Origin of the sequence: Aquamicrobium segne (assembly GCF_042656785.1) — a bacterium.
Lineage (GTDB): Bacteria > Pseudomonadota > Alphaproteobacteria > Rhizobiales > Rhizobiaceae > Mesorhizobium > Mesorhizobium segne.
On record NZ_JBHSLL010000029.1, the window covers coordinates 19,936 to 44,695 of the forward strand.

Sequence of the window (24,760 nt, forward strand, 5' to 3'; positions counted from 1 at the left end):
AATTGCCGTTACAAGAACACAGATGCGCTGCGAAAAGGACCCATCAATGTCGGTTGAGAAAATAGACACGCTTGTCATTGGTGGCGGTCAGGCGGGTATCGCCATGAGTGAGCATCTCAGCAAATGCAACGTGCCACACCTCGTTCTTGAACGCGCCCGTATTGCCGAGCGCTGGCGTTCAGAACGATGGGATTCGCTTGTCGCCAACGGCCCGGCCTGGCATGATCGTTTTCCCGGCATGGAATTTGCCAATGCCGACCCCGACGCCTTTATCGACAAGGAGGCGGTTGCTGATTATTTCGTTGCCTATGCGCAAATGATTGATGCGCCTGTGCGCACTGGCGTCGAGGTCACGAAGGTGAGCCGCAACAAGGGCCAGCGTGGTTTCATCATCGAAACCTCAGCCGGGGTCATTGAGGCTCAGAATGTGGTTGCTGCAACCGGCCCGTTCCAGCGGCCAACCATCCCCCCAATCATTCCTGAAAGCGCCGATATTCTGCAAATCCACTCCAACAGCTATCGCAATCCTGCTGCCTTGCCGGAAGGGGCAATTCTGGTGGTTGGAGCTGGTTCTTCAGGTGTGCAGATTGCAGATGAACTGGCCCGTGCAGGGCGGCAGGTCTATCTTTCGGTTGGTCCACATGACCGCCCACCGCGCTCTTATCGTGGTCGCGACTTTGTCTGGTGGCTGGGCGTTCTGGGCAAATGGGATATGGAAACACCCGGCCCCGGAACCGAGCATGTCACCATTGCGGTCAGCGGTGCGCGCGGGGGCGAAACCGTGGACTTCCGCCGCCTTGCCGAACAGGGGATTACGCTGGTTGGCATGACCAGCAACTATCAAAACGGCGTTTTGACCTTTGCCCCGGATCTGGCAAAAAATATTGCCGCAGGTGACGCCAATCTGATGGCGCTGCTTGATGAAGCCGACGCTTATATTGCCCGCAACGGAATTGATCTGCCGCAAGAGCCTGAGGCGCGCATTCTTGGACCCGATCCCGAATGCCTGACGCATCCCGTTCTTGAGCTGGACCTGGCCAAAGCCGGCATTTCCACGATCATCTGGGCGACAGGCTATGCGGTCGACTATAGCTGGCTGGAAGAAATCGACGCCCTTGATGAAAAAGGCCGTCCAAAACACCAGCGCGGCGTCTCAGCAGAGCCGGGCTTCTATTTCCTTGGCCTTCCCTGGCAGTCGCGTCGTGGGTCCAGCTTTATCTGGGGGGTCTGGCACGATGCCAAGCATCTGGCCGACCGCATCTCCACGCAGCATCGCTACATCGACTATCACAATGCCAATCCGCGCCCTGCCTGAAGCACGCTGGCTTTAAAAAAACATATCACGTGAAGAAATCGCGGTGAGCAGGTTTTATAACCGGCTCCATGGAGGTGTAAATGGCACATATCAGAATCCGAAAATTCAACACCAAAGAGACCTATCCGGAGCAAAATCTGGACAATGATCTGTGTCAGGCGGTGGTGGCGCGCGGCACCACCATTTTCCTGCGTGGTCAGTGCCCGCAAGACCTCGACACCGCCAAGGATATTGGCAGTCACGACCCGGTCGAACAGACCCATAAGGTCATGCAAAACATCCGGCAACTGATTGAGGAAGCTGGCGGCAAGATGGAGCATCTGGTCAAGGTGGTCGTCTACATTACCGATGTGCGCCATCGCGAGGCGGTTTACCGCACCATGGGCGAATATATCAAAGGCGTGCACCCGGTTTCGACCGGGCTGGTTGTCTCTGCCCTTGCCCGCCCTAACTGGCTTGTTGAAATCGACGGCACTGCCGTTATCCCGGATGAAGCGCCATGACCTTCTCAATCGTTGCACGGTGCAGCAAAACCGGCATGTTCGGCGTTGCCGTTTCTTCATCTTCTCCGGCTGTTGCAGCGCGTTGCGCCTATGCGCAGGCCGGTGTGGGGGCCGTTGCCAGCCAGAATGTCACCGATCCAACCCTTGGCACACGCGGGCTGGAACTGATGGCGCGAGGAGCCAATGCTGCCGAAGCTGTCGCCATTTTGAAGCGGACAGGCGCCTATCCTGAATATCGTCAGGTGCTGGCTGTTGATGCAACCGGCATCAGCGCCATCCATTCCGGTCCCAATGCACTGGGCATCTGGGCTGAAGCACGGGCTGAAAATGTCGCCTGTGGTGGCAATCTGCTGGCGCATGATGGTGTGCCCCAAGCCATGGTCGAAGCATTTTCAGCTTCGCAAGGCCATCTTGGCGACCGTATCATCGCCACCATGCGCGCCGCACTCAAGGCGGGTGGTGAGGCAGGCCCGGTCCATTCGGCCGGCATGAAGCTGGTTCGTGATGTATCCTGGCCGGTGGCCGATCTGCGCTGCGACTGGACACAAGATTGCCCGATCGAAGAACTGGCAAACCTGTGGGAACTCTACAAGCCGCAGCTTGACGCTTATGTCACACGCGCCATCAATCCCTCGGACGCCCCCAGCTACGGCGTTCCCGGCGACGAATAATTTATTTTCAAGAGGAGGGCCTTGTTATGAAGGGCATGACCCATAAGGACTGGATTGCCAAAGCAGCCGCAATCCGCTTCCGCGACAAGGCCTTCATTGACGGCAAATTCGTGAGTGCCCGTTCAGGCGGCACCTTTACCAGCATCAACCCGGCGACAGGTGAGGTTTTGGCTGAAATCGCCTCCTGTGGCGAGGCCGATATCGATCTTGCCGTGGCCAGCGCCCGCCGCAGCTTTAACGCAGGTGTCTGGTCACGCGCAACGCCTGCCCATCGCAAGGAGGTGCTTTTACGGCTGGCCGCATTGCTGCGTGAAAACCTGCATGAGCTGGCGCTGCTGGAATCGCTGGATATGGGCAAGCTGGTCAATGATGCCGCCACCATGGACGTGCCCGGCTCCGCCGCCATTTTCCAATGGTATGCAGAGGCCATCGACAAGCTTTATGATGAAGTTGCACCCACAGATCCCGGCAATCTTGCGCTTATACGCCGCGAGCCGCTGGGTGTTGTGGGCGCTGTCATACCGTGGAATTTTCCGCTCGATACGGCAACATGGAAATGCGCACCTGCACTTGCAGCCGGAAATTCCGTGGTGCTCAAACCGGCCGAACAATCCCCCCTTTCCGCCTTGCGACTGGCGGAACTTGCCATGGAAGCGGGCCTGCCTGCCGGTGTTTTCAATGTAGTGCCGGGACTGGGTGAAACCGCAGGGCAAGCGCTTGGCCGTCATATGGACGTTGATTGCCTGGCCTTTACCGGTTCAACTGCCGTGGGCAAAATGTTCTTGAACTATTCGGGGCAGTCAAACATGAAGCAGGTTTGGCTGGAGACCGGCGGAAAAAGCCCTAATCTGGTCTTTGCCGATTGCAGCAATCTGGATGCAGCAGCCGACATGGCCGCTTTCGGAATTTTCTTCAATCAAGGTGAAGTCTGCTCGGCAAATTCGCGCCTGCTTGTGCACAAAAGCATCAAGGATACACTGGTTGAGAAACTGCTGGAACGTGCCGCTGCCATCCAGCCCGGAGATCCGCTTGATCCCGCCTCCAAAATGGGGGCCATGGTCGATGCCAACCACACGGCCAATGTCATGCGCTTTATCGAAGCCGGTAAAAAGAGCGCACAACTGGTCACAGGCGGCAATCAGGTCAGCATCAATGGGCGTGGCAGCTTTATTCAACCCACCATTTTCGACAATGTCTCGCCCAATGATGCTCTGGTCCGCGATGAGATTTTTGGCCCTGTGCTTGCTGTCACTGCCTTTGAGGATGAAGATGAGGCGCTACGCATCGCCAATGACAGTATCTATGGGCTGGCCGCATCCGTCTGGACAGATAGCCTGTCGCGTGCCCTCCGCATTGCCGAACAGCTTCACGTTGGCACGGTCTCGGTCAACACGGTCGATGCGCTTAGCCCGATGACTCCCTTTGGCGGTGTCAAGCAATCCGGCTTCGGGCGTGACCTGTCCCTGCATTCTTTTGATAAATATACGGCCTTAAAAACCACATGGATCAAATTTTGAAGACAGGCATGGCTTGATTACGTCGCGCGAACCGGCAACATAAGAAACCATGCCGCTTCGTTTTACCCTCAGACAACTGGAGTATTTTGTTGCCGTCGGCGAAGCTGGCTCCATTGCCAGGGCCGCCGAACAGGTCAATGTATCGCCGCCATCCATTTCTGCTTCGATCGCCCAGCTTGAGTCCGAGTTCGGCATTCAGCTTTTTGTGCGCAAACACTCACATGGGCTGGCCTTGACCGGCAGTGGGCGTGTGTTTTTGAAAGAAGCCTCCCGCATTCTCATCGATGCTGAAAAACTTTACGATATTGCTGGCGACATGGCTGAAAAAGTGCGCGGGCCATTGGCTATCGGTTGTCTTTTGACTTTTGCCCAGATCGTTTTGCCCCCTTTGCGCATCAAATTTGAAACCAGCTACCCGGAGGTCCGCGTCAGGCAGTTTGAGCGTGATCAGGAGCAGTTGCTGGATATGCTGCACCGGGGTGAAATTGATCTGGCCCTGACTTATGATCTGCAATTATCGCAGGGCATGGAGTTTCGGCCTTTGATGGCGCTGCCAGCCTATGCCATGCTTCCCGCCAACCACCGGCTTGCCAACAGACCCTTTCTCAGCGCTGAGGAACTGGCGGAGGAGCCGATGGTGTTGCTGGATCTGCCCTACAGCCGCGATTATTTTCTGGCAGCTTTTCAGAAAAAGGGTTTGCGGCCTAAAATTACCGAGCGAACTGCCGATATCGCCGTCATGCGTTCCATGGTGGCCAATGGTTTTGGCTATGGCATTGCCAATATGCGCCCGCTCAACACAATGTCACCGGACGGCAAGCCATTGGTGTTTGTTTCGATCAAAGACGACATCCGCCCCTTGACCATGGGGCTGCTCTTGCCCAGTTCAGATTACCATACAATGACGGTCGAGGCTTTTATCAGCCATTGTCAGCGCTTTGTGATTGAACAAGGCGTATTTGGCGCCGAGCCTGTCAAAACCGGCCTCCCGATTTGAGATAAAGACATTCGTAAAAACAAAGGTTTAAAGCGGGTCACATGAATCTGAAAGAAAAGCGACACGCTTTAGGGGCATGGTTATGGGGAGTGGTGAATGCGATTCGTCTTGTTGTGTTTGTCCAGCCTGATTGGGCTTTTGCTTGTCACTCATGCAAATGCGCAAGAGAGTTCCGAGCGTGGAAAGGCACTGGTGGTGCAATATTGCTCTGGCTGCCATGAAGTTGGGCCTGAAGGTGACAGCCCACATCCGCAAGCGCCGCCATTCCGGAAACTGTCGGAGCGTTTTCCCATTGATGCTCTTGAAGAAACCTTCATTGGAAGCATTGATACCGGGCATCCTGGAATGCCGGTGTTTAAAGCCTCACAAGACCAGATTGATGCCATTATTGATTATATTGCCGAGATTATGGAATAGAAGCATTTTGCAGTTTTCAGGGAAACGGATGAAGTTTGGGGCGTCTTGTATTCCAGAAAACGGATACTATATGAACAGCATACGCTTTGCCTGACGCCGGATGTACGCGCAGGATGAGGCTAGAGCTTCGGGTGGGAAGTCTGAATCGAGGGTTCCATTGAGCGGTGGAGTCTGATTCTATGGCGGCAGGAGGTGCATGCCATGGGAAAGCCGATTTCATCAGACCTTCGGGAGCGGATTGTTCGTGGGATAGAAGCGGGGCACTCGCGTCGGGCAATGGCGTCGCGTTTTGCGGTTGCGCCTTCGACGGCGGTGCGGGTGCAACAGCGCTATCGTAGCACGGGTTCCGTGGCTCCGGCCAGGCAGGGTCGTCCGCGTGGTTCGGGCAAGCTTGACCCCTATCGGCAAGCCATCATCGACAAGGTGCAGGCCAAGCCTGACATCAGCATGCCTGATCTTGCCGCCTGGCTCGAAGCGCACCACGGCGTGGGGATCGATCCGTCGAACCTGTCGAAATTCCTGTGCAGGCAAGGCTTCACATATAAAAAAAGCGCTTCTGGCGTCGGAGCAAGAACGCTGTGACGTCAAGGCGGCGCGGTGTGAGTGGCGCAAATACCGCCAGCCCTTCATGCGCCGTCAACCGGCAAGGCTCGTCTTCATCGATGAAACGAGCGTGAAGACCAACATGACGCCGTTGCGCGGGCGCTGTCGGCGTGGCGAGCGGTTGCGGGCACAAGCGCCGTTTGGCAAATGGTGTACGCAAACCTTCGTGGCAGGCCTGAGATGTCACGAACTCGTCGCTCCGTGGATCATCCATGGCGCCATGGATGGCGCAGCCTTCGACGCCTATGTGGCCACGCAACTGGCGCCAGCCCTCGAACCCGGCGACGTGGTCATCCTCGACAACCTCAATGTCCACAAGAGCCCCCGAGCCGCGAAGGCTATTGCCGAGCGCGGTGCCTGGCTCTTGTTCTTGCCGAAATACTCACCGGATTTGAACCCGATCGAAATGGCCTTCGCCAAGCTCAAGGCTCTTCTACGCAAGGCCGCGCCCGTACCCTCGATGATCTCTGGCGCGCCGTCGGCAACATCTGTGACCTGTTCACTCCCAACGAATGCTGGAACTACTTCAAAGCTGCAGGATACGTTGCACATTAAACGCCCGAGGCTCTAGGAGGCCGGCCATGAGCCGGCCTTGTTTGTTTCCATGTAAACAGATGAAATGCTCTAAGCTCTTGTTTTAGCGGCGACTGAAAAAGAGCGATGCGGCAAGACCGACAATGATCAATCCCGCAGCCACCGCAGCCGCCGGATGCTCACGTGCCGTGTTTTCAATCATGCGCGCCCTTTTGCGCAATTCAGGCAAGTGATCGTTCAACTTCCCGGACAATTCATCATAATAGGCCGAGACCGTATCGCCATAGCCGGTAAGGGTTTCGCGCCCTTCTTCATAATAATCATGACCACGTCTGGAAAGCTGCTTCCTCAATGCAGTCAGTTCTTTGGAAAGCTGCGCCACCTGCTTTTCAAGATTCTTGTCGGAAAGGGATGAAAAAGACGCCATGCTGTTTCCTTCTTTTTTAAAAGCTCAAGGAAGAAACGGCTGGTCAGTTCTTTGGTTCCCGCCTTTGAAAGGCTCCGCATAAAAAACGCGACGTAACACAAAGCCCCGGTTCAGCGCACCTGATCCAAAAGGCGTTTGCATTCCAGCAGATCGAAAAGAGCTTCTTGCAACAGCGCGCGGTTATCACGCGAAAGCCTGCCGCCATCAGCCTGTACAGGCCCTTCCTCATCAGCCTTGCCAAGACTGAAAAAACGCCGGCTGGGTTTGGCCCTGGGCTGGCCGACAAGCTGTTCATCATCGCCTGCCCGTGGTTGAGCAGCGGCGGTCAGTTCCACAGCATCGGCCTGTTTGCGCTGGGCGATGGCCTCGATGGCAGCCAGATCGCCATTGGCAATCGCCACCAGAAACTGGTTGCCATTTTCACGCAACAGCTTTTGTACGCCCTTGATGGTGTAGCCCTGATCATAAAGCATATGCCGGATGCCCCTGATAAGATCGACATCCTGTGGCCGGTAATAGCGGCGACCGCCTCCCCGCTTCATCGGCTTGATTTGCGTAAAGCGGGTTTCCCAAAAGCGCAGAACATGCTGGGGAAGATCAAGGTCTTCCGCAACTTCACTGATCGTGCGAAAGGCGTCGGGGCTTTTTTCCATGACCGGTCCTCGCAAATCACATCAACAGCAAATCATATCAACACAGAATGGGTGGCTCACCACATATCAGGCATGAGACTGGAACGTCCATATTCGCCTGATTCTAAGGCTATTTACACACTGATACGCAAGCCCGGTATAAATTGAGCCCCGGCATAAATTTCCGGTATAAATTGAGCCGATCAAGAATAACCCCGACTTCAGGCGTCGTTACCTTCCCGCTCCTGATGCGCGCGCAAAATCCGGTTTTTCAAAACATTGGAAGCCTTGAAGGTCATCACCCGGCGCGGCAGAATCGGAACCTCCTCGCCAGTTTTGGGATTGCGTCCGATCCGCTCATTTTTCGAGCGCACCTGAAAAGTGGCGAAAGATGAAAGTTTCACCGTTTCACCGCGCACAATCGCTTCGCAGATTTCGCTGAGGATGGACTCGACCAATTCAGCCGATTCAGTTCTCGACAATCCCACCTTGCGATAAATCGCCTCGGCAAGGTCAGCACGCGTTAATGTCTTTCCCCCCATGCGTCCGTCCTATTGGCTAAAGCAATTGATCTCTAAAAGTGAGGATAAAGCCTAAGTAATTGATCCTTAAAGGTCAAGAGCGTTTACCCAAGGTTTATTCAAGCCTTGCGCCGCCCTACCAGCGCAACAAGACAGCACCCCAGGTGAAGCCGCCGCCCATCGCTTCCAGCAGCACCAGATCACCACGCTTGATACGCCCGTCAGCAACGGCCACCGCCAGTGCCAGCGGCACCGAAGCAGCAGATGTATTGCCGTGCTGGTCAACGGTAATAACGACTTTTTCGGCGGCAATACCAAGTTTTTTCGCCGAAGCATCAATAATGCGCTTATTGGCCTGATGCGGCACAAACCAGTCCAGATCTTCTGCACCAATCTTTGCCTGATCAAACACGGCCTCGATCACGTCGGTAATCATGCCTACGGCATGTTTGAAGACCTCGCGGCCTTCCATCTTCAAATGGCCGATCGTGCCGGTGGTCGACACGCCGCCATTGACATAAAGTTTATCCTTATGCTGACCGTCAGAGCGCAGCGCAGCCGCAAGCACACCGCGGTCTTTTATTGCTCCTTCGCCTTCAGCGGCCTCCAGAACAAGAGCCCCCGCACCGTCACCAAACAAAACGCAGGTGGTGCGATCCTTCCAGTCCAGCAGACGTGAAAAGGTTTCTGCGCCGATAACCAGCACCCGTTTGGCCATTCCACCGCGAATATAGGCGTCAGCCGTCGTCACCGCATAGACAAAGCCCGAGCACACAGCCTGCATGTCAAAGGCAAAGCCATGCTGCATCCCAAGCCGGTTCTGGATATCGACGGCAGTGGCGGGAAACGTATTGTTTGGTGTCGAAGTCGCCAAAACAATCAGATCGATATCGTCAACTGTCAGCCCCGCATTGGTCAAGGCAGCGCGTGCGGCAGCCTCCCCCAGTGAGGCCGTGGTTTCGTCATCTGCCGCAATATAGCGCTGGCGAATGCCTGTGCGTTGCTCGATCCACGCATCCGAGGTGTCAATCACGCCCTCAAATTCAGCATTCTTCATGATGCGCCGGGGCAAGGCCGAACCAATGCCGCGCACGACTGATCTGATCAAGCTCTTATCCTTTTTCAGCGGTCTGAACGACCGTGGTTTGTATCACCCCGTTTTGCGGGGCATCCTGTGGGTCATCTTGTGGGTTATTGGCATGGAACAGATTAATGTCGGCCTGCACACGCTCCAGCAAGCGGTTGCGAACCATATCATAGCCAAGCTCAACAGCCGCAGAAAACCCTGCCGAATCGGCCCCGCCATGGCTTTTCACCACAATACCATTAAGACCAAGAAACACACCGCCATTGGAGCGGCTGACATCCATCTTCTCGCGCAATTGACGAAAAGCGCCGCGCGCAAACATATAGCCGATACGCGCCATCAGCGTGCGCCCCATTGCAGCCTTCAGATAACCCGCAATCTGGCGTGCCGTGCCTTCAGCCGTTTTCAGCGCGATATTGCCCGAAAATCCTTCCGTGACCACAACATCAACGGTGCCCTTGCCAATATCATCGCCCTCGACAAAGCCGCGATAATCCAATGAGGAAAGTTCAGCCTCACGCAAAATGCGCCCGGCCTCCTTGACATCCTCCTGCCCCTTGATCTCTTCAACACCCACATTGAGAAGCCCCACGCTTGGCCGTTCAATGCCAAACAAGGCACGCGCCATTCCAGCTCCCAACATGGCAAAATCAACCAGTTGGCGCGCATCGGCGCCAATGGTGGCGCCAACATCCAAAACCACGCTTTCGCTGCGCAGATTAGGCCAGATGGCTGCAATGGCGGGGCGGCCAACATTGGCCATGCTGCGCAGGCAAAATTTTGCCATCGCCATCAGCGCACCGGTATTGCCTGCCGAAATACAAGCATCGGCCTCGCCATTTTTCACCGCCTCAATGGCATTCCACATGGAAGATGTGCCACGCCCGTGGCGCAGGGCCTGGCTTGGCTTGTCATCCATCTGGATTGCAACGTCACAATGGACAAACTCGCTGACCCTGGCCAATTCGGGAAATTTTGTCAGTTCGGGGCGCACCACCTCTTCGCGCCCAAAAATGATGAACCGGATATCCGGGCGCCGGACAGAAACAGCAGCAAGGGCAGGAATCACCACACCCGCTCCATGATCACCGCCCATCGCATCGATCGAAATTCTGATCACGCTATTTTCATCTCACTGTCTCACTGCTGACTTCACCAGCTATGCCGGAATTTTCGCGAAAATAGCGTTTTTACCTCACTATACAACTGACTTTTGTAAAACGCCCTGCTTTCAGGTCTTTCCCCAAAGCCCGCGCAGTTTTTTCTGAAACTCGGTTTCTTCCGGCCCATCCAGTGAAGATGTGTCAAGAACAGCGCCCGATTTACGCGGATAAGGGTCGATTGCAAGGCTGAAAAACTCTTCCGTCAGTGCACCCGCATCAATGGTGTCACCCGAAAATATCTCGGGACTGTCAGGCCCTTCTGCATCGAGCAGCATTTCACCATTCTGGTCAAAGCTGGCCCGGCCAAAACCGGCCCGGTCAAAACTGGCCAGTTTTGAACCTGCGGGTAAAAACAACCCCTCAACAGCCTCATTAATATGGGCTGCAATCGGGTCAAGCGTTACCACACACGCCTGACTGACATCCGCAACAACCTGACCCGATATTTTGACGCCGTTGCGATTCCATGGCGTTACCAGCAATTTTGCCCGATAGGCCTCAACAGCAAGCAAGCCATGCGCCTTTGCCAGCGCTTCTTTTTGCACCGCATCAGCCTCAATCAGGACGGGCAGCCCTTTTTGGGGCAGGCGTGCAACATGAACCTCAAAAGAAACCGGGCTTTTTTCATCCGCATCATTCATTTGATTATCCTTAAACACCGGCACGGGGAAAGTGCAGCACGCCTGCGCATATGCTGTCGAGCGTCTGTGCCGAAAGGTCGTGCACCACCTGCTTGACATAAGCGGCCAGCAAAGCTGATTCGCGCCAGTCTTCATCGCCACCCTCATCCGGGCAGATATTGCGCTTCAGCGCAGCCACCAGCGCCTGATCATCCTGCCTCTCCAGCGCATCGGCATAGGCAGCGGTGCGGCCATAATACATTTTTGCCAGCCGCTTCATGCGCTTTGGCACGCCAACATCACTGATGCCAAGTTCACGCAGCGAATGATCGACATCGAGAAAAAACTCGTCGATCAAAACCTGCGCCATATCTTTTGCTGGCCCTGCCTGCCCATGTAAACGATATTGAAGCAGAAACATATGCAAGGACAGCATCTCAAAACGGCCAAGAGGCGTGTCGGGAACTTTCCATTGCAAATAGAACCAGGGCTGCCGCGCCGCCGCCACGATTTCACCGTAAAGCGCATCCGTGGCTTGTCGGTTTGTCTGGCGCTTGGCCCCGAACAGACGCTTGAACATAAAATACAGGTCTCCTGCAGAACCCCGATGATTTGGGCCTGATTGTTTGACTGGCCGTGTTGCATCGGCGGCTAAGCTGGTTTACCGCTTTTGTGGCCCTGTGCAAGCGGGCGTGCAAGGCTGATAAGATGGAGTTGTCATTGCGCGTGATGAAATTCAAGTCGACATTTTCGTTGCACCCTGTCGGGATCGCGTCATTGATTGCTGTTGCAGCAGCCCTGTCTGCCTGCAACAGTTCCAAGATGATTGGCGACCTCAACCCCAGTGAAACACTGCATCAAGGCTATATTGTCGATCAGCAGTCGCTGGATATGGTGCCTGTCGGGTCCAGTCGCGAACAGGTCATGCTGGCGCTTGGCACCCCTTCCACCACGGCAACTTTTGACAATGAAGTGTTTTATTACATTTCCCAGACGCGCAAACGCCCGGTGGCATTTGCCAATGCAAAGGTTGTGGAACAAAGCGTTCTGGCCGTTTATTTCGGCGAGGATGGCCGTGTCAGCAATATCGCCAATTATGGCCTCAAGGACGGAAAAGTGTTTGATTTCATCAGCCGCACCACACCAACCGGCGGCAAGGATCAAAACTTCCTGGCACAGGTCATCAGCGGTGCGGGCAAGATGAGCCCCGGCCAGGTCGGCAACATTATCGGCGGCGGCTGATTCTGTTTAAAAATAAATTTTCAAATGAAAAACCCGCGGAGATTTTTCTCCGCGGGTTTTTTGTAGTTAAAAAATCCTGTCAGCCTTGCGCCAGCACCGCCAGCAGCAACAGAGCCACGATATTGGTGATCTTGATTGCCGGATTGACGGCAGGACCGGCCGTATCCTTGTAAGGATCACCCACCGTATCACCGGTCACCGACGCCTTGTGTGCCTCAGACCCTTTGAGATGCTGCACACCATCCTTGTCGGTAAAACCATCCTCGAATGATTTCTTGGCATTATCCCATGCCCCGCCGCCCGAGGTCATCGAAATGGCCACAAACAGACCATTGACGATCACCCCCAGGAGCGATGCACCCAGTGCCGCAAAAGCCGAAGCCTTGGAGCCGGAAATCAGCAGCACCCCGTAATAAACCACCAGCGGGGCCAGAACCGGCAGCAATGAGGGAATGATCATTTCCTTGATGGCCGCACGGGTTAGAATATCCACAGCACGGGCATAGTTGGGTCGCGAAGTGCCAGCCATAATGCCCGGATCTTCGCGAAACTGCTTGCGCACTTCCTCCACGATGGAACCGGCCGCACGCCCCACTGCTGTCATGGCAATGCCGCCAAACAGATAGGGAATGAGGCCACCAAAGATCAGCCCGGCCACCACATAGGGGTTGGACAGGTCAAAGGAGACAACACCCAGATCAGCAAAATAAGGGTATTGATCGGCATGGGCGGCAAAATATTGCAGGTCGTTTGAATAGGCTGCAAATAACACCAGCGCGCCAAGCCCGGCCGAACCGATCGCATAGCCCTTGGTGACAGCCTTGGTGGTGTTGCCCACAGCATCAAGCGCATCGGTTGACTGGCGAACCTCTGGCGGCAGGCCAGACATTTCAGCAATGCCACCGGCATTATCCGTCACCGGGCCAAAAGCATCGAGCGCCACGATCATGCCCGCAAGCCCCAGCATCGTCGTCACCGCAATGGCCGTGCCAAACAGGCCCGCAAGCTGGAATGTGGCAATAATGCCGCCCACAATGACAATGGCTGGCAGCGCTGTTGATTCCAGCGAGACAGCCAGCCCCTGAATGACATTGGTGCCATGGCCGGTCACCGATGCCTGGGCAATCGAGTTGACCGGGCGCTTGTTGGTGCCGGTATAATATTCGGTGATGACGACAATCAGGGCGGTTACCAGAAGGCCGATCAACCCGCAGACAAACAGGCTACCGCCGGTCAGCACCATGCCGTTTGCCATGCCCACCTCGCCCCAGCCGATGGTGAGCTGATTGGCAATCGCCAGCCCTGCAACAGACAAGATCCCGGTCACGATCAGGCCCTTGTAAAGCGCACCCATGATAGAGCCATTGGAGCCGAGCTTGACAAAAAAAGTACCGGCAATGGATGTGACGATACAGGCCGCACAAATAACCAGCGGATACAGCATCATCAGGCCAAGATTGGGCGCATTTGCAAAGAAAATAGCCGCCAGAACCATGGTGGCGACAACGGTGACCGCATAGGTTTCAAACAGGTCTGCGGCCATACCGGCGCAATCGCCGACATTATCGCCCACATTGTCGGCAATGGTGGCGGGGTTGCGCGGGTCATCCTCGGGGATACCAGCTTCCACCTTGCCGACCAGGTCGCCGCCGACATCGGCGCCCTTGGTGAAAATGCCGCCGCCAAGGCGCGCAAAGATCGAAATCAGCGAAGCCCCAAAGCCAAGCGCCACCAGCGCATCAACCACCTCACGGCTGGCCGGTGCGTGGCCAAGCGGGCCGATCAGCAACCAGTAATAAACGGCAACGCCAAGCAGCGCCAGACCGGCCACAAGCATGCCCGTGATTGCACCCGACTTGAAGGCAATGTCGAGACCGGCAGCCAGGCTTTTGGAGGCGGCCTGTGCGGTGCGTACATTGGCCCGCACCGATACATGCATGCCAATGAAACCGGCCGCACCTGAAAGCACGGCGCCAATCAGGAAACCAAACGCAGCGGTTGCCGATAACAGCCACCATGCAAGCACGAAGACGACAACGCCGACAATGGCGATGGTGGTATATTGACGCGACAGATAGGCTTGCGCACCTTCACGAATAGCTGCGGAAATTTCCTGCATGCGTGCATTGCCCTGATCGGCGGCAAGCACCGACTTGGTCGCCAAAATGGCATAAAGGACAGAAAGCAGGCCGCAGGCGATGACGACATAAAGCATGGTCATTGCCAGTTATTCCTCCCGATTATGGCCCGCAAGAACCCTCCCCCGGGCCGTTGCAACCGGGCAGCACTGCATTATGCAGAGCGCCCGACAGGGCAACATTGGCGGCAGCCATGCCCAGGGTCAAGATATTGTTATGTTTTTTGTTGCGGTATCGCCCGACAAGATCAGACCGGTTGTGCGCGCCGATCAATGACGGCTTGCAACGCAAGCATGGCAAGGCACAGGCCACAAACGGGAAACAGCAGCCATGCCAGCATATCCCACCCCCCGACATTATAGACCACGCCCGACATCAGCGAGCCAAAAGCCACGGTCGAAAACAGCACAAAATCGTGGAAACCCTGCACCTTGCCGTTTTCTTCAGCCGTATAACACTCGCTCACAATGGCCGTGGCGCCAATAAAACCAAAATTCCAGCCAAGCCCAAGCAGGATCAGTGATAACCAGAACTGCCAGAGTTCAAGACCCGACAGGGCAATCAGGCCACAGCCAATCAACAGCAGGAAGCCAACGGCCACAATGGTTGAGGCCCCGAAACGATGGATCAGACGTCCCGTGAAAAAACTTGGCACATACATGGCCATGATATGCCATGAAATGCCCAGCGTCGCCTCATCAGGACTAAAGCCACAGCCGACCATGGCCAATGGCGCACCCGTCATCACGAAAGTCATCATCGCATAAGAGCCAACAGCACAGGTCAGGGCTGTGACAAAGCGCGGACGGGTCACGATAACACGCAGCGGACGGCCGGTTGAAGCCAAATGCTCGGTTTTTTCAACAAACGGCCTGGGGCGCAGCAGCAGCAACACCAGCGCGCCAATAGCCGCCAAAACGACCAGTGAGGCAAAAGCCCCGGCGAATGCGACCGGCTGAAAAAGGTCTTTGGTAAAAATCACCACTTGCGGTCCAAGCAGGGCTGTAAAAACCCCACCGGCCAGCACAAAGGAAATGGCGCGCGCCTTGAAAGCAGGCGGGGCATTATCAGCCGCGGCAAACCGGAACTGCTGGACGAAAGCACCGCCAAATCCGACAATTGCCAGGCCAAAGGCAAACAGCCAGAAATGAGACAAAAACAACGCAATGGTTGCAATCAGCCCGCCCAGCGCGGTCAGCCCTGTGCCGGTTAAAAACCCGTCTCTTTGTCCAAGACGGCGAATGATTGCGGCAGCGGGCAAAGCCCCCAATGCAACACCCACATTAAATCCGGTCAGCGGCGCTGTTGCCAGCGACTTGTCCATACCCAGCATATAATGACCGGCAAGTGCGCCCAGCGCAAAACAGATCGGGGCAGCCGAGCCAATAATTGCCTGGGCCGCAGCAAGAATCAGCGCAGTCCTGCGCGCCTCCCGCTCAGCGGAAAACCCCTGCAAACCTGGCGCGACCTGTTCCGATGCACTCATGAAGCCTCTTTGCCCTTTCCTTTGCCCTCACCGCGCACACGGCGGGCAATACGGTCAAGAACGGCATTGACGAGCTTGGGCTCATCGTCTTCATAAAACGCCTTGGCAATATCGACATATTCCGAAACGATGACCGCAACCGGAACATCGACACGCATCATCAGTTCATAAGTGCCGGCGCGTAAAATAGCCCGCAGCGTGGAATCAAGCCGTGACAGCGGCCAGTCCTCGGTCAGCGCCTGCCGCACGATCGGATCAAGGGTTTTCTGCTTGTCCACCACGCCAGCAAGAATGGCCCGAAACCATTGTGCATCGGCCTCGCGATAAAGTGCGCCATCCACTTCCTTGCCCAGACGAAAGGCTTCATATTCGGCTGTGATTTCCAGCAGGCCGCTGCCTGCAACATCCATCTGATACAGCGCCTGTACGGCAGCAAGGCGGGCTGCCCCACGCTTATTGGCCTGTCGCGGCACTGGATTGGTTTGTGCAGGATCACTCACGAAAGTCTTGCTCCAAGGCGCTGTCGCAACGCAATCATCGTCAGCGCAGCACGTGCGGCAAAGCCACCCTTGTCGCCTTCGCTGCGGCGCGCGCGCGCCCAGGCCTGTTCCTCATTTTCGGTGGTGAGAATGCCATTGCCGATACACACCGATTCCTGCACCGAAAGATCCATCAACCCGCGTGCCGATTCATTGGCGACAATTTCAAAATGATAGGTTTCACCGCGAATAATGGTGCCCAGCGCAACATAGCCATCATAGCTTTGGCCGTCTTCTTCTTCAGCATCGAGAGCCAGGGAAATCACCGCCGGAATTTCAAGCGCGCCGGGAACCGTCACCACATCATAGTCTGCGCCCGCCTCATCCAGTGCCGCCTTGGCGCCTTCCAGCAATGCGTCAGCAAGATCATCATAAAAACGAGCCTCGATGATGAGCAGCTTTTTTGGTGTGTCCTTGGTCATGGTTTTTGCGTCTCCGGCAAAGCCGTCAATAGGCTCAAGCGCGCAAGACCGCAAGCCTTACACGCGGGGATGATATCGGATCAGTGAATGTCCACTCAGTAACCTTGTCGCGCCGCTTGTGCAAGCCGTGCGGCATAACGCGCCATCGTGTCAATTTCGAGATTGACAGCGTCACCCGCCTGCCGCTCACCCCATGTGGTCACCTGCAGCGAATGCTGGATCAGCAGAACGTCAAATTGCCGTCCATCCACCTGATTGACGGTCAGCGAGGCGCCATCCAGCGCAACCGAGCCCTTGGGCGCAATAAAGCGCGCAAATTCGGCGGGCGCCTCAAGCGTAAAGCGCACGGCGTCACCTTGCATCTGACGGGCGATGATTTGCGCCGTGCCATCGACATGGCCAGAGACAATATGCCCCCCCAGTTCATCACCGATCTTGAGCGCCCGCTCCAGATTAAGGCGTGTGCCCGCCCCCCAGCCGGAAGCCGTGGTCAGGCGCAAAGCCTCTTCCCACGCCTCAACCTCAAACCAGCGTTCGGTTGAACCGGCCTGAGGCAGGCCCGTCACCGTCAGACATACACCGGCACAGGCGATGGAAGCGCCAATATCAATACTTGCCGGGTCGTAGGCCGTGTCAATGCGCAGCCGCACCCCTTCCTTAAGCGCCTTGACTGCAACAACGGTTCCAACATCGGTGACAATACCTGTAAACATCAGCCTGCCTTTACCCACTCAACATAGTCATCCTGATCAAAGCGCATCTGCCGTGTTTTTTGAAACCCCGGCGGCATCCGGCTTGCATCCAGCGGTGCGGGAACACCTTGTGCGCCCACTTCCACAGTCCCCAAAAACAGCACGATCCGGTCAACCAGCCCTTCCTCAAGAAAGGAACGGGCAACGGCTGCTCCGCCTTCCACCATCAGGCTCGACATGCCAAGCGATGCAAGGTCTTCAAGCAGTTCCGGCAGGGCAATCCTGCCGTCATGAACATCCGTGCCGATCAGGCGCACGCCTTCCCGCTCCAATGCGGCGCGGCGTATGCAATCTGCTTCAAGACTGGCCGCCACATAAAGCGGCACGTTCTTTACGCCGGAAACAAGACGCGATGTCAGCGGCAGGCGCATGTCACTGTCGAGCACAATGCGCACCGGCGATCTGTTTTCCAGACCCGGCAAACGAACAGTAAGCTCAGGATCATCTTCCAGCGCCGTGCCAATCCCGATCAGGATGCCATCGGCCTCAGCGCGCATCAAATGCACCTCACGGCGTGCCGCATCCCCGGTAATGGCAACCTGCCCCTGCCCGCTAGCGCCAATTTTCCCATCGCTGGACAGCGCCATTTTAAGCGTGACTTCAGGCCGCCTTTTCAAGGAACGCATCAGATAGCCAGCAAGCTGGTTTGCCGCTTCTGCCGCCAGCACCCCTTCAGTGACCTCAATGCCCGCCTTGCGCAAAATGGCGTAGCCTTGCCCGGCAACACGTGGATCAGGATCGCTGGCTGCCCCCACCACACGGGCGACCCCGGATGCAACCAATGCTTTTGCACAAGGCGGTGTGCGCCCATGATGGGCACAGGGTTCAAGGGTGACATAGGCGGTGGCGCCACGCGCCAGATCACCTGCCTCAGCCAGTGCTTCGGCTTCCGCATGAGGACGCCCGCCAATGGCGGTAACGCCGGTGCCAACGATCATCGGCCCTAGCCCGTCATTGCGTACAATCAAGGTTCCAACGGATGGATTGGTGGAGGTACGGCCCTGATTGCGCCGCGACAGACGCAAGGCGGCCGCCATGAACCTGCGGTCAATTTCTTCCTGTTGCGGGCTGGTGCTCATGGATTTTCAGGCTCTTCCTCGCCCTTGAGTTCTCCCAGAACCTCATGAAAATCCTTGGCCTCACGGAAATTGCGATAGACGGAGGCAAAGCGCACATAGGCCACATCATCCAGCGATTTGAGCGCCTCCATGACCAGCCGCCCGACTTCAGCGGAAGGAATCTCGATCTCGCCCGAACTTTCAAGCTGGCGCACAATGCCGGTCACCGCCCGGTCAATACGCTCTGGCTCGACATTGCGTTTGCGCACGGCAATTTCCACCGAACGCAGCAGTTTGTCGCGATCGAACGGAACCTTGCGGCCGGATTTCTTGACCACAACCAGATCGCGCAATTGCACCCGCTCAAAAGTGGTGAAACGGCCGCCGCAATCGGGGCAGACCCGTCGCCTGCGAATGGCCAGACCATCTTCGGCAGGGCGTGAATCCTTCACCTGCGTATCTTCAGACTGGCAATAGGGACAACGCATGAAAACCCACCCATTTTCTTAAACTATGAGCATTTTGCAGCCTGATGAAAACATCAAACATCACACAAATGGTGCTGACAAATATCATATACAAATGCAATGGCCGCTGCGAGGTTCTCGCAGCGGCCATTGCTGTTTTTAAAAAATTTGAAAAATTTATCCCAGATAGGAATACATCGGGAAACGGCTGGTCATCTCAATAACCCGCTGCTTGACAGAAGCCTCGACCGCAGCATTGCCCTCATCCGAATTGGCGGTTTTCAACCCGTCGAGCACTTCGGCAATCAGCTTGCCAATTTCGCGGAACTCTTCCTGCCCAAAACCGCGCGTGGTGCCTGCCGGCGTACCAAGACGCACACCAGAGGTCACGAACGGCTTTTCAGGATCGAAAGGAATACCATTCTTGTTGCAGGTGATGTTGGCGCGGCCAAGGGCCGTTTCTGCGCGTTTGCCAGTGGCGTTTTTCGGGCGCAGATCAACCAGCATCAAGTGATTATCGGTGCCGCCTGAAACAATATCAAGGCCGGTTTCCTGAAGGCTGGAAGCCAGCGCCTTGGCATTGGCAACCACATTTTGCGCATAAAGCTTGAATTCGGGCTTCAAGGCTTCGGAAAACGCCACGGCCTTGGCCGCAATGACATGCATCAAGGGGCCACCCTGCAAGCCGGGAAACACCGCCGAATTGATCTTCTTAGCGATGTCTTCATGATTGGTCAGGATCATGCCACCACGCGGACCACGCAGTGATTTATGGGTCGTGGTGGTGACCACATGCGCATGAGGCAGCGGCGAAGGATGCATCCCGCCGGCAACCAGACCGGCAATATGAGCCATATCGACCATGAGATAGGCACCGACCGCATCGGCAATCTCACGGAAGCGCTTCCAGTCCCAGATACGCGAATAGGCAGTACCGCCAGCCAGAATAAGCTTTGGCTTGGTTTCATGCGCCTTGCGCTCCACCTCATCCATGTCGAGCAGATGGTCATTTTCGTTCACGCCGTAAGAAACGACATTAAACCACTTGCCGCTCATATTGACAGGTGAGCCGTGTGTCAGATGGCCGCCTGAATTCAGGTCCAGCCCCATAAAAGTGTCGCCCGGCTGCAACAGCGCCAAAAACACGGCCTGGTTCATCTGACTGCCGGAATTGGGCTGCACATTGGCAAATTTGCAATCAAACAGCTTTTTGGCTCGCTCAATGGCCAGTTCTTCCACAACGTCGACAAACTGGCAGCCGCCATAATAGCGGCGGCCCGGATAACCTTCGGCATATTTATTGGTCAAAACCGTGCCCTGCGCTTCCATGACAGCGCGGGAAACAATGTTTTCCGAAGCAATCAGCTCGATTTCATGCCGCTGACGGCCAAGTTCATTACGGATTGCACCAAAAATATCCGGATCGGTATCGGCCAGAGACGTTTCAAAGAAAGTCTCCAAAGAACCGGATGCTGCCGACTGTATCGCCATGATCTGCAAATTCCTTATACAAGAGCATTTTGCAGCCAGACCATTGCGCCTGATTGCAAAATGCGGACAAAACAAGAAATGCTCTAAAGCAAGCTCGTGAATCTGAAAGATCACGAGCTTGCTTTAAGCTTTTGTTTTTACACATGTCTTTATCCCGAAACTGGTTCTCAATTTCGGGAGACAGGTTTTAGAGCATCGGTCCAAAAAGTGGAATCGGTTTTTGGATAATTCCGATGCTTATTCAAAGAGTTAGAGCCTCCTTTGTGCGTCCGACAGGACGCACGGCGCTCTAAGTGAACAGCGGGAGCTTTCGAAAGCGACCTTGCTTTTCGATTTGACGCTCTAGCACAGTTCAACTGGCCTATCTACTTTCAAGATAAAATAAGATGCTGGCCCGCACAGCGGCATAAAATCATCTGAGATTGAACAAAATATCGGGTGGATCAGAAGGCAGAAGAAATTTTCAGTTCTTCAACACCATCCCAGCCATAAATATCATCGCGGAACTGCACCACCCCATCGCCTGTTGACCATGCAGAGGCATAAAGGAAATGCACCGGAACCGGGTTGCTGACTGCAACCGGCACGGTTTCACCGGTTTTGATGGTCGCTTCAAATTGCTGGCGGTTCCAGCCGGGCGTATCGCGCAGGATCCAGGTCACCAGATCACGCACATTCTGCACCCGCACACAGCCTGACGAATCAAAGCGCATCATCTGGCCAAACAGGCTCTGCTGCGGCGTGTCGTGCATATAGACGCCATCGGGGCTGGGGAAATTGATCTTGACCGAAGCCATGGCATTATTGACACCCGGCTCCTGACGAAAGCGGTAGCGCGCCGCCTCCTCGGTTGACCAGTCAAGCGTCATCGGATCAACTTCGCTGCCATCGGGCGCAAACAGGCGGATCTTGCTGTCCCGCAAATAGTTCGGGTTCTTGCGCATCAGCGGAATAATGTCCTTGCGCACGATAGAGGTAGGCGCCGTCCAATATGGGTTGATGATGATCTCGTTGATTCTGGAATTGACGATCGGCGTCTGGCGGTCGATCTTGCCGACAATGGCGGTGTGGCGCAGCACCACGCGGTCGCCTTCCACCGCTTCAATCTGTGCGGCCGGGATATTGACCAGCACATAGCGCTCACCAAGCGAGCCGGTCTTTTCACGCAACCGCACCAGATTGGTCTCCAACTGGCCAAGGCGGGTCCGTGCCGAGATATTTATCGCCAGATAGCTGTATTTGCCAAGCACACCATCGGCAGGCAGTCCGTGGCGCATCTGGAAACGCTTGACCGCCGCATCCACGTAAGAATCGAAAGATTGCGACAGACCCGCATTCCTGGGCAAATCACCCGAAACCATCAAGCGCTTGCGCAGCGCCACCACATCCGGATCGACCACGCCAAGCTTGAGCTTTTTGGTGTCAGGCACCCGTTCCCAGCCACCTTGCGCGACCAGATTGTGATACTGGCCAATAGCCTGTTCGGTGTAGGAAATGGTGTGCTGGCTGAAGATCGAACGTGTCGATTGCACCTTGGTGCTGTTGCTGGAGCGCGCGTCAAAAGTATCATTCCAGCCACTCTGCCCGGCAGCGCGCAGCAGATCATTGAGCACATCCTGCGCCCGTGCGCCGCCTGCCACCAGCGATGCAGCAAAGGCCGAAGCTCCAGACAAAAACAAACGACGGCTCGTCATCATGAGCGCTCCAGATATATCCAGTCAATGTTCAGGCGCGATTATAAAGGCAGGCTAATGGTGCAGGCTTAACAATTTACCAACCATACCAATGCTGTGGCTTGAAGCCAAACCACACCTGAACAGCTTTTTTTCAGAAAGGGCTTGCACCCTATTTTTCCTTTCGCTTCCACCTGAATATGGCGCCAACGTGGCGCAGGCGCATATTCACCACTGCAAAAACGGCAAGGGCCGGACAGTGTGTCCTAACGGTCACGTCCGGCCTGCCGCAGATTGCAGCCCCTGCCTGCTCTTTTTTACATGCGATAGGCGATGGTGTCGTTCCAGAAACGATCCAGACGCTGAAGCGCACGGTTCATTTGCTTGAACTCATCCGGGTTGATCCCGCCGACCTGTTCAATAGAACCGATATGCCGCTCATAAAGCCGCGCCACCACATCGGCCACATCCATTCCCTTGTTGGTCAGGCTGATGCGCACCGAACGCCGGTCAAGTTCTGAGCGCTGATGATTGATAAAGCCCAGATCAACCAGCTTTTTGACATTGTAAGAAACATTCGAGCCCAGATAATAACCGCGAGAGCGCAATTCACCTGCTGTCAGTTCCGCGTCACCGATATTGAACAAAAGCAGGGCCTGAATGGCGTTGATGTCGGAGCGGCCTGCCCGTTCAAATTCATCCTTGATCACATCAAGAAGACGGCGATGCAGCCGCTCAACAAGCTGAAGGGATTCCATATACAGCGAACGGATAGCTTCCTGACTTTCATTCGATACATGTGCGGACCTTGCCGCCGAGCGCTGATTGTTCATTGTCTTTGCCTCTTGTTTGTCGCCTGGTGATTTTTTTGTTTTTCTCACCTTGATCGAGACACTATCGAATACTTATAAAATTCGACTTAAACACCAAGGCTAACAAGAACTTACCATCAAGAGACGACAAAGAGGCTTAATGAATTATCACGCATGAGCGGACAATTAACCTAAAACATCTAACCTAAAGCATCATCTGAAGCAGCCGACCGGGCCTGCTGCATGGCCTGTCGTCGTTGCCGTATCTGCAAGGCAGCGCGAAAGGCGCAATAAAGAGCGGCAACCAGCGCATAAGAGACAATGACAACAGGCTTGTTACCAAAATACTGCGGAAAGCCTGCATACATGATAATCTCACCCGCAGCACATAACAGCCAGATAATGGGCCCCCACGAGGCCAGCATCCACAAGCCTGCCGCTGCAAAAGGAAACAGGACCGCAAGAGCCGCAGCCGCAATCTGCCAATGGATCGGCATCAGATCAAAGCGATACAAGTCACCCGGATAATAGCCGATCAGCCTGACCCAGTAAAAAATCCCCTGAAGCAGGCACAGACAGGCAACAAGACGCAGAAAGGCTGCGAAGGAAAAATCCAGTCGATCAGGCAAAAAAACCGCCCGGGTTGGAAGCCCCTCAGTCACAGCACCAACTCCTTCTCGCCCAAAGGTGCAAAATAGGCCGCCACCGCTGCCTCGCCGACATCATCCAGTTTTACCGGCCGCCAATCGGGTGTCGAGCCCTTATCAACCAGTACGGCGCGAATGCCTTCATAAAAATCATGCCCCTCCAGCATCCGGTTGGCGATCCGAAACTCCATGCTCATACACGCCTCCATCGAAAGCCGGGCGCCTTGCGTGAGCGCAGACCATGTTACGGCAAGACTGGTGGGCGAGCGCGACAAGATAGTCGCCAAAGTCTTTTCAGAAAAGGCATCACCACTGTCAGCCTGCTCTTTCAGGCTGGCAAGAACCGCCTTCAACGAAGTTTGCGTAAAATGGCGCTCGATAGCCAAAAATGTCGCGTCATCAGTCTCGGGCAAAATTTGTGCGTGAAATTGCTTTAAAATCGCCTCCACATTATCAGAATCGATAAGGGCCCCGACCAGTTCCTGCTGTTTTTCGGCCCTGACAATATGGGTTGCCAGTCCGCATGCCAGCGCATCGCCCGGCCCCACACGATTACCGGTCAGTGCCATATAGGCGCCAAACCCGCCCGGCAGCCGCGGCAATATATAGCTTCCACCTGCATCCGGGAAAAAGCCGATGCCGACTTCGGGCATGGCAATGACGGCATTTTGTGTCATCACCCGGTGTGAACCATGAACAGAAATGCCGACACCACCACCCATGACAATCCCGTCAATGAGCGCAATATAAGGCTTGGGAAAGCGCGCAAGCTGCACATTCATCCGATACTCATCGGCGAAAAACCCGACAGGATGCTTTTGTGCCCGGCCTGCCTGATAGACCTGCAAAATATCACCACCAGCACAAAAGGCCCGGCCCTCGCCCTTGACCAGAACAAGGCGAATTGCGTCATCTTTTTCCCAGGCTTCCAGAGCTGCCGCCAGCGCACACACCATTTCCCCTGTCAGCGCATTGAGCGCCTTTGGCCGGGTCAGCGTTACAACACCGGCATGTCCCATGACCTCA

At 55.4% G+C, this 24,760-nt stretch carries 26 protein-coding genes and 1 pseudogene; 8 read left to right on the plus strand and 19 right to left on the minus strand.

Translation table 11 applies throughout. The annotated features are described in order from the left end of the window. Positions 1-46 precede the first annotated feature (46 nt). From ACFPLB_RS10360 to ACFPLB_RS10390, 7 genes and pseudogenes are all read left to right on the plus strand, one after another. Entirely contained in the window at positions 47-1,315 is a 1,269-nt protein-coding gene (locus ACFPLB_RS10360) for a flavin-containing monooxygenase (RefSeq protein ID WP_378229307.1), read from the plus strand. 80 nt (positions 1,316-1,395) lie between these two features. Next, on the plus strand, positions 1,396-1,818 hold the full coding sequence (locus tag ACFPLB_RS10365; protein WP_378229309.1) for a RidA family protein: 423 nt from the start codon (positions 1,396-1,398) through the stop codon (positions 1,816-1,818). Beyond that, a complete protein-coding gene (locus tag ACFPLB_RS10370) occupies positions 1,815-2,489 on the plus strand; it encodes a DUF1028 domain-containing protein (RefSeq protein ID WP_378229311.1) in 675 nt (224 codons plus the stop codon). The genes ACFPLB_RS10365 and ACFPLB_RS10370 overlap by 4 nt, the downstream gene beginning before the upstream one ends. A 26-nt stretch (positions 2,490-2,515) precedes the next feature. After that, positions 2,516-4,006: an aldehyde dehydrogenase gene (locus ACFPLB_RS10375; RefSeq protein WP_378229313.1), complete on the plus strand. Its 1,491-nt coding sequence runs from the start codon at positions 2,516-2,518 to the stop codon at positions 4,004-4,006. A 49-nt stretch (positions 4,007-4,055) separates the two neighbouring features. Next, positions 4,056-5,003, plus strand: a complete 948-nt coding sequence (locus tag ACFPLB_RS10380) for a LysR substrate-binding domain-containing protein (RefSeq protein ID WP_378229315.1) — start codon at positions 4,056-4,058, stop codon at positions 5,001-5,003. A gap of 96 nt (positions 5,004-5,099) precedes the next feature. Then, complete coding sequence (locus tag ACFPLB_RS10385) at positions 5,100-5,420, plus strand: c-type cytochrome (protein ID WP_378229317.1); 321 nt, start codon at positions 5,100-5,102, stop codon at positions 5,418-5,420. A 201-nt stretch (positions 5,421-5,621) separates the two neighbouring features. After that, positions 5,622-6,578: pseudogene (locus tag ACFPLB_RS10390) on the plus strand (IS630 family transposase). An 82-nt stretch (positions 6,579-6,660) separates the two neighbouring features. Here ACFPLB_RS10390 and ACFPLB_RS10395 read toward each other — a convergent pair. The 7 genes from ACFPLB_RS10395 to ACFPLB_RS10425 form a co-directional block, all read right to left on the minus strand. Next, on the minus strand, positions 6,661-6,984 hold the full coding sequence (locus ACFPLB_RS10395; RefSeq protein WP_378229319.1) for a hypothetical protein: 324 nt from the start codon (positions 6,982-6,984) through the stop codon (positions 6,661-6,663). A gap of 110 nt (positions 6,985-7,094) precedes the next feature. Then, a complete protein-coding gene (locus ACFPLB_RS10400) occupies positions 7,095-7,637 on the minus strand; it encodes a MerR family transcriptional regulator (protein ID WP_378229321.1) in 543 nt (180 codons plus the stop codon). Positions 7,638-7,837: 200 nt separating this feature from the next. After that, positions 7,838-8,158: an integration host factor subunit alpha gene (locus ACFPLB_RS10405; RefSeq protein WP_378229323.1), complete on the minus strand. Its 321-nt coding sequence runs from the start codon at positions 8,156-8,158 to the stop codon at positions 7,838-7,840. Positions 8,159-8,273: 115 nt separating this feature from the next. Next, the gene (locus tag ACFPLB_RS10410) at positions 8,274-9,245 is read right to left on the minus strand and encodes a beta-ketoacyl-ACP synthase III (protein WP_378229325.1); all 972 of its coding nucleotides are present in this window, start codon (positions 9,243-9,245) and stop codon (positions 8,274-8,276) included. Between the two features lie 4 nt (positions 9,246-9,249). Continuing rightward, positions 9,250-10,344 (minus strand): phosphate acyltransferase PlsX, encoded by a 1,095-nt coding sequence (plsX, locus tag ACFPLB_RS10415; protein WP_378229327.1) that lies wholly within the window; start codon positions 10,342-10,344, stop codon positions 9,250-9,252. 111 nt (positions 10,345-10,455) lie between these two features. After that, positions 10,456-11,028 (minus strand): YceD family protein, encoded by a 573-nt coding sequence (locus ACFPLB_RS10420; protein WP_378229329.1) that lies wholly within the window; start codon positions 11,026-11,028, stop codon positions 10,456-10,458. A 10-nt stretch (positions 11,029-11,038) separates the two neighbouring features. After that, positions 11,039-11,587: a ubiquinol-cytochrome C chaperone family protein gene (locus tag ACFPLB_RS10425; protein WP_378229331.1), complete on the minus strand. Its 549-nt coding sequence runs from the start codon at positions 11,585-11,587 to the stop codon at positions 11,039-11,041. A 128-nt stretch (positions 11,588-11,715) separates the two neighbouring features. On the opposite strand from ACFPLB_RS10425, the gene ACFPLB_RS10430 reads away from it, so the two are divergent. Then, positions 11,716-12,249: an outer membrane protein assembly factor BamE gene (locus ACFPLB_RS10430; RefSeq protein WP_378229333.1), complete on the plus strand. Its 534-nt coding sequence runs from the start codon at positions 11,716-11,718 to the stop codon at positions 12,247-12,249. A 79-nt stretch (positions 12,250-12,328) separates the two neighbouring features. On the opposite strand, the gene ACFPLB_RS10435 is transcribed toward ACFPLB_RS10430, so the two are convergent. The 12 genes from ACFPLB_RS10435 to ACFPLB_RS10490 all read right to left on the minus strand — a co-directional run bounded on the left by ACFPLB_RS10435 (position 12,329) and on the right by ACFPLB_RS10490 (position 24,753). After that, positions 12,329-14,470 (minus strand): sodium-translocating pyrophosphatase, encoded by a 2,142-nt coding sequence (locus ACFPLB_RS10435; RefSeq protein WP_378229335.1) that lies wholly within the window; start codon positions 14,468-14,470, stop codon positions 12,329-12,331. A gap of 164 nt (positions 14,471-14,634) precedes the next feature. Next, positions 14,635-15,873, minus strand: a complete 1,239-nt coding sequence (locus tag ACFPLB_RS10440) for an MFS transporter (protein WP_378229337.1) — start codon at positions 15,871-15,873, stop codon at positions 14,635-14,637. After that, positions 15,870-16,373, minus strand: a complete 504-nt coding sequence (gene nusB, locus ACFPLB_RS10445; protein ID WP_378229339.1) for a transcription antitermination factor NusB — start codon at positions 16,371-16,373, stop codon at positions 15,870-15,872. Before nusB ends, ACFPLB_RS10440 begins: the two co-directional genes overlap by 4 nt. Further along, positions 16,370-16,834, minus strand: a complete 465-nt coding sequence (gene ribH, locus ACFPLB_RS10450; protein ID WP_378229340.1) for a 6,7-dimethyl-8-ribityllumazine synthase — start codon at positions 16,832-16,834, stop codon at positions 16,370-16,372. Before ribH ends, nusB begins: the two co-directional genes overlap by 4 nt. A gap of 95 nt (positions 16,835-16,929) precedes the next feature. Beyond that, a complete protein-coding gene (locus ACFPLB_RS10455; protein WP_378229342.1) occupies positions 16,930-17,547 on the minus strand; it encodes a riboflavin synthase in 618 nt (205 codons plus the stop codon). Further along, on the minus strand, positions 17,547-18,665 hold the full coding sequence (ribD, locus tag ACFPLB_RS10460; RefSeq protein ID WP_378229344.1) for a bifunctional diaminohydroxyphosphoribosylaminopyrimidine deaminase/5-amino-6-(5-phosphoribosylamino)uracil reductase RibD: 1,119 nt from the start codon (positions 18,663-18,665) through the stop codon (positions 17,547-17,549). Before ribD ends, ACFPLB_RS10455 begins: the two co-directional genes overlap by 1 nt. Then, positions 18,662-19,132, minus strand: a complete 471-nt coding sequence (nrdR, locus tag ACFPLB_RS10465; protein WP_378229346.1) for a transcriptional regulator NrdR — start codon at positions 19,130-19,132, stop codon at positions 18,662-18,664. Before nrdR ends, ribD begins: the two co-directional genes overlap by 4 nt. Before the next feature lie 156 nt (positions 19,133-19,288). Further along, entirely contained in the window at positions 19,289-20,602 is a 1,314-nt protein-coding gene (gene glyA / locus ACFPLB_RS10470) for a serine hydroxymethyltransferase (RefSeq protein ID WP_378229348.1), read from the minus strand. Between the two features lie 443 nt (positions 20,603-21,045). Continuing rightward, a complete protein-coding gene (locus tag ACFPLB_RS10475; protein WP_378229350.1) occupies positions 21,046-22,299 on the minus strand; it encodes a L,D-transpeptidase family protein in 1,254 nt (417 codons plus the stop codon). A 293-nt stretch (positions 22,300-22,592) separates the two neighbouring features. Beyond that, positions 22,593-23,108, minus strand: coding sequence for a transcriptional regulator LdtR (ldtR, locus tag ACFPLB_RS10480; protein ID WP_378229352.1), 516 nt, complete (start codon positions 23,106-23,108; stop codon positions 22,593-22,595). A 179-nt stretch (positions 23,109-23,287) separates the two neighbouring features. Further along, positions 23,288-23,749 (minus strand): DUF6163 family protein, encoded by a 462-nt coding sequence (locus ACFPLB_RS10485; RefSeq protein ID WP_378229354.1) that lies wholly within the window; start codon positions 23,747-23,749, stop codon positions 23,288-23,290. Continuing rightward, positions 23,746-24,753, minus strand: a complete 1,008-nt coding sequence (locus ACFPLB_RS10490; protein WP_378229474.1) for an enoyl-CoA hydratase/isomerase family protein — start codon at positions 24,751-24,753, stop codon at positions 23,746-23,748. Before ACFPLB_RS10490 ends, ACFPLB_RS10485 begins: the two co-directional genes overlap by 4 nt. Positions 24,754-24,760: the final 7 nt, after the last annotated feature.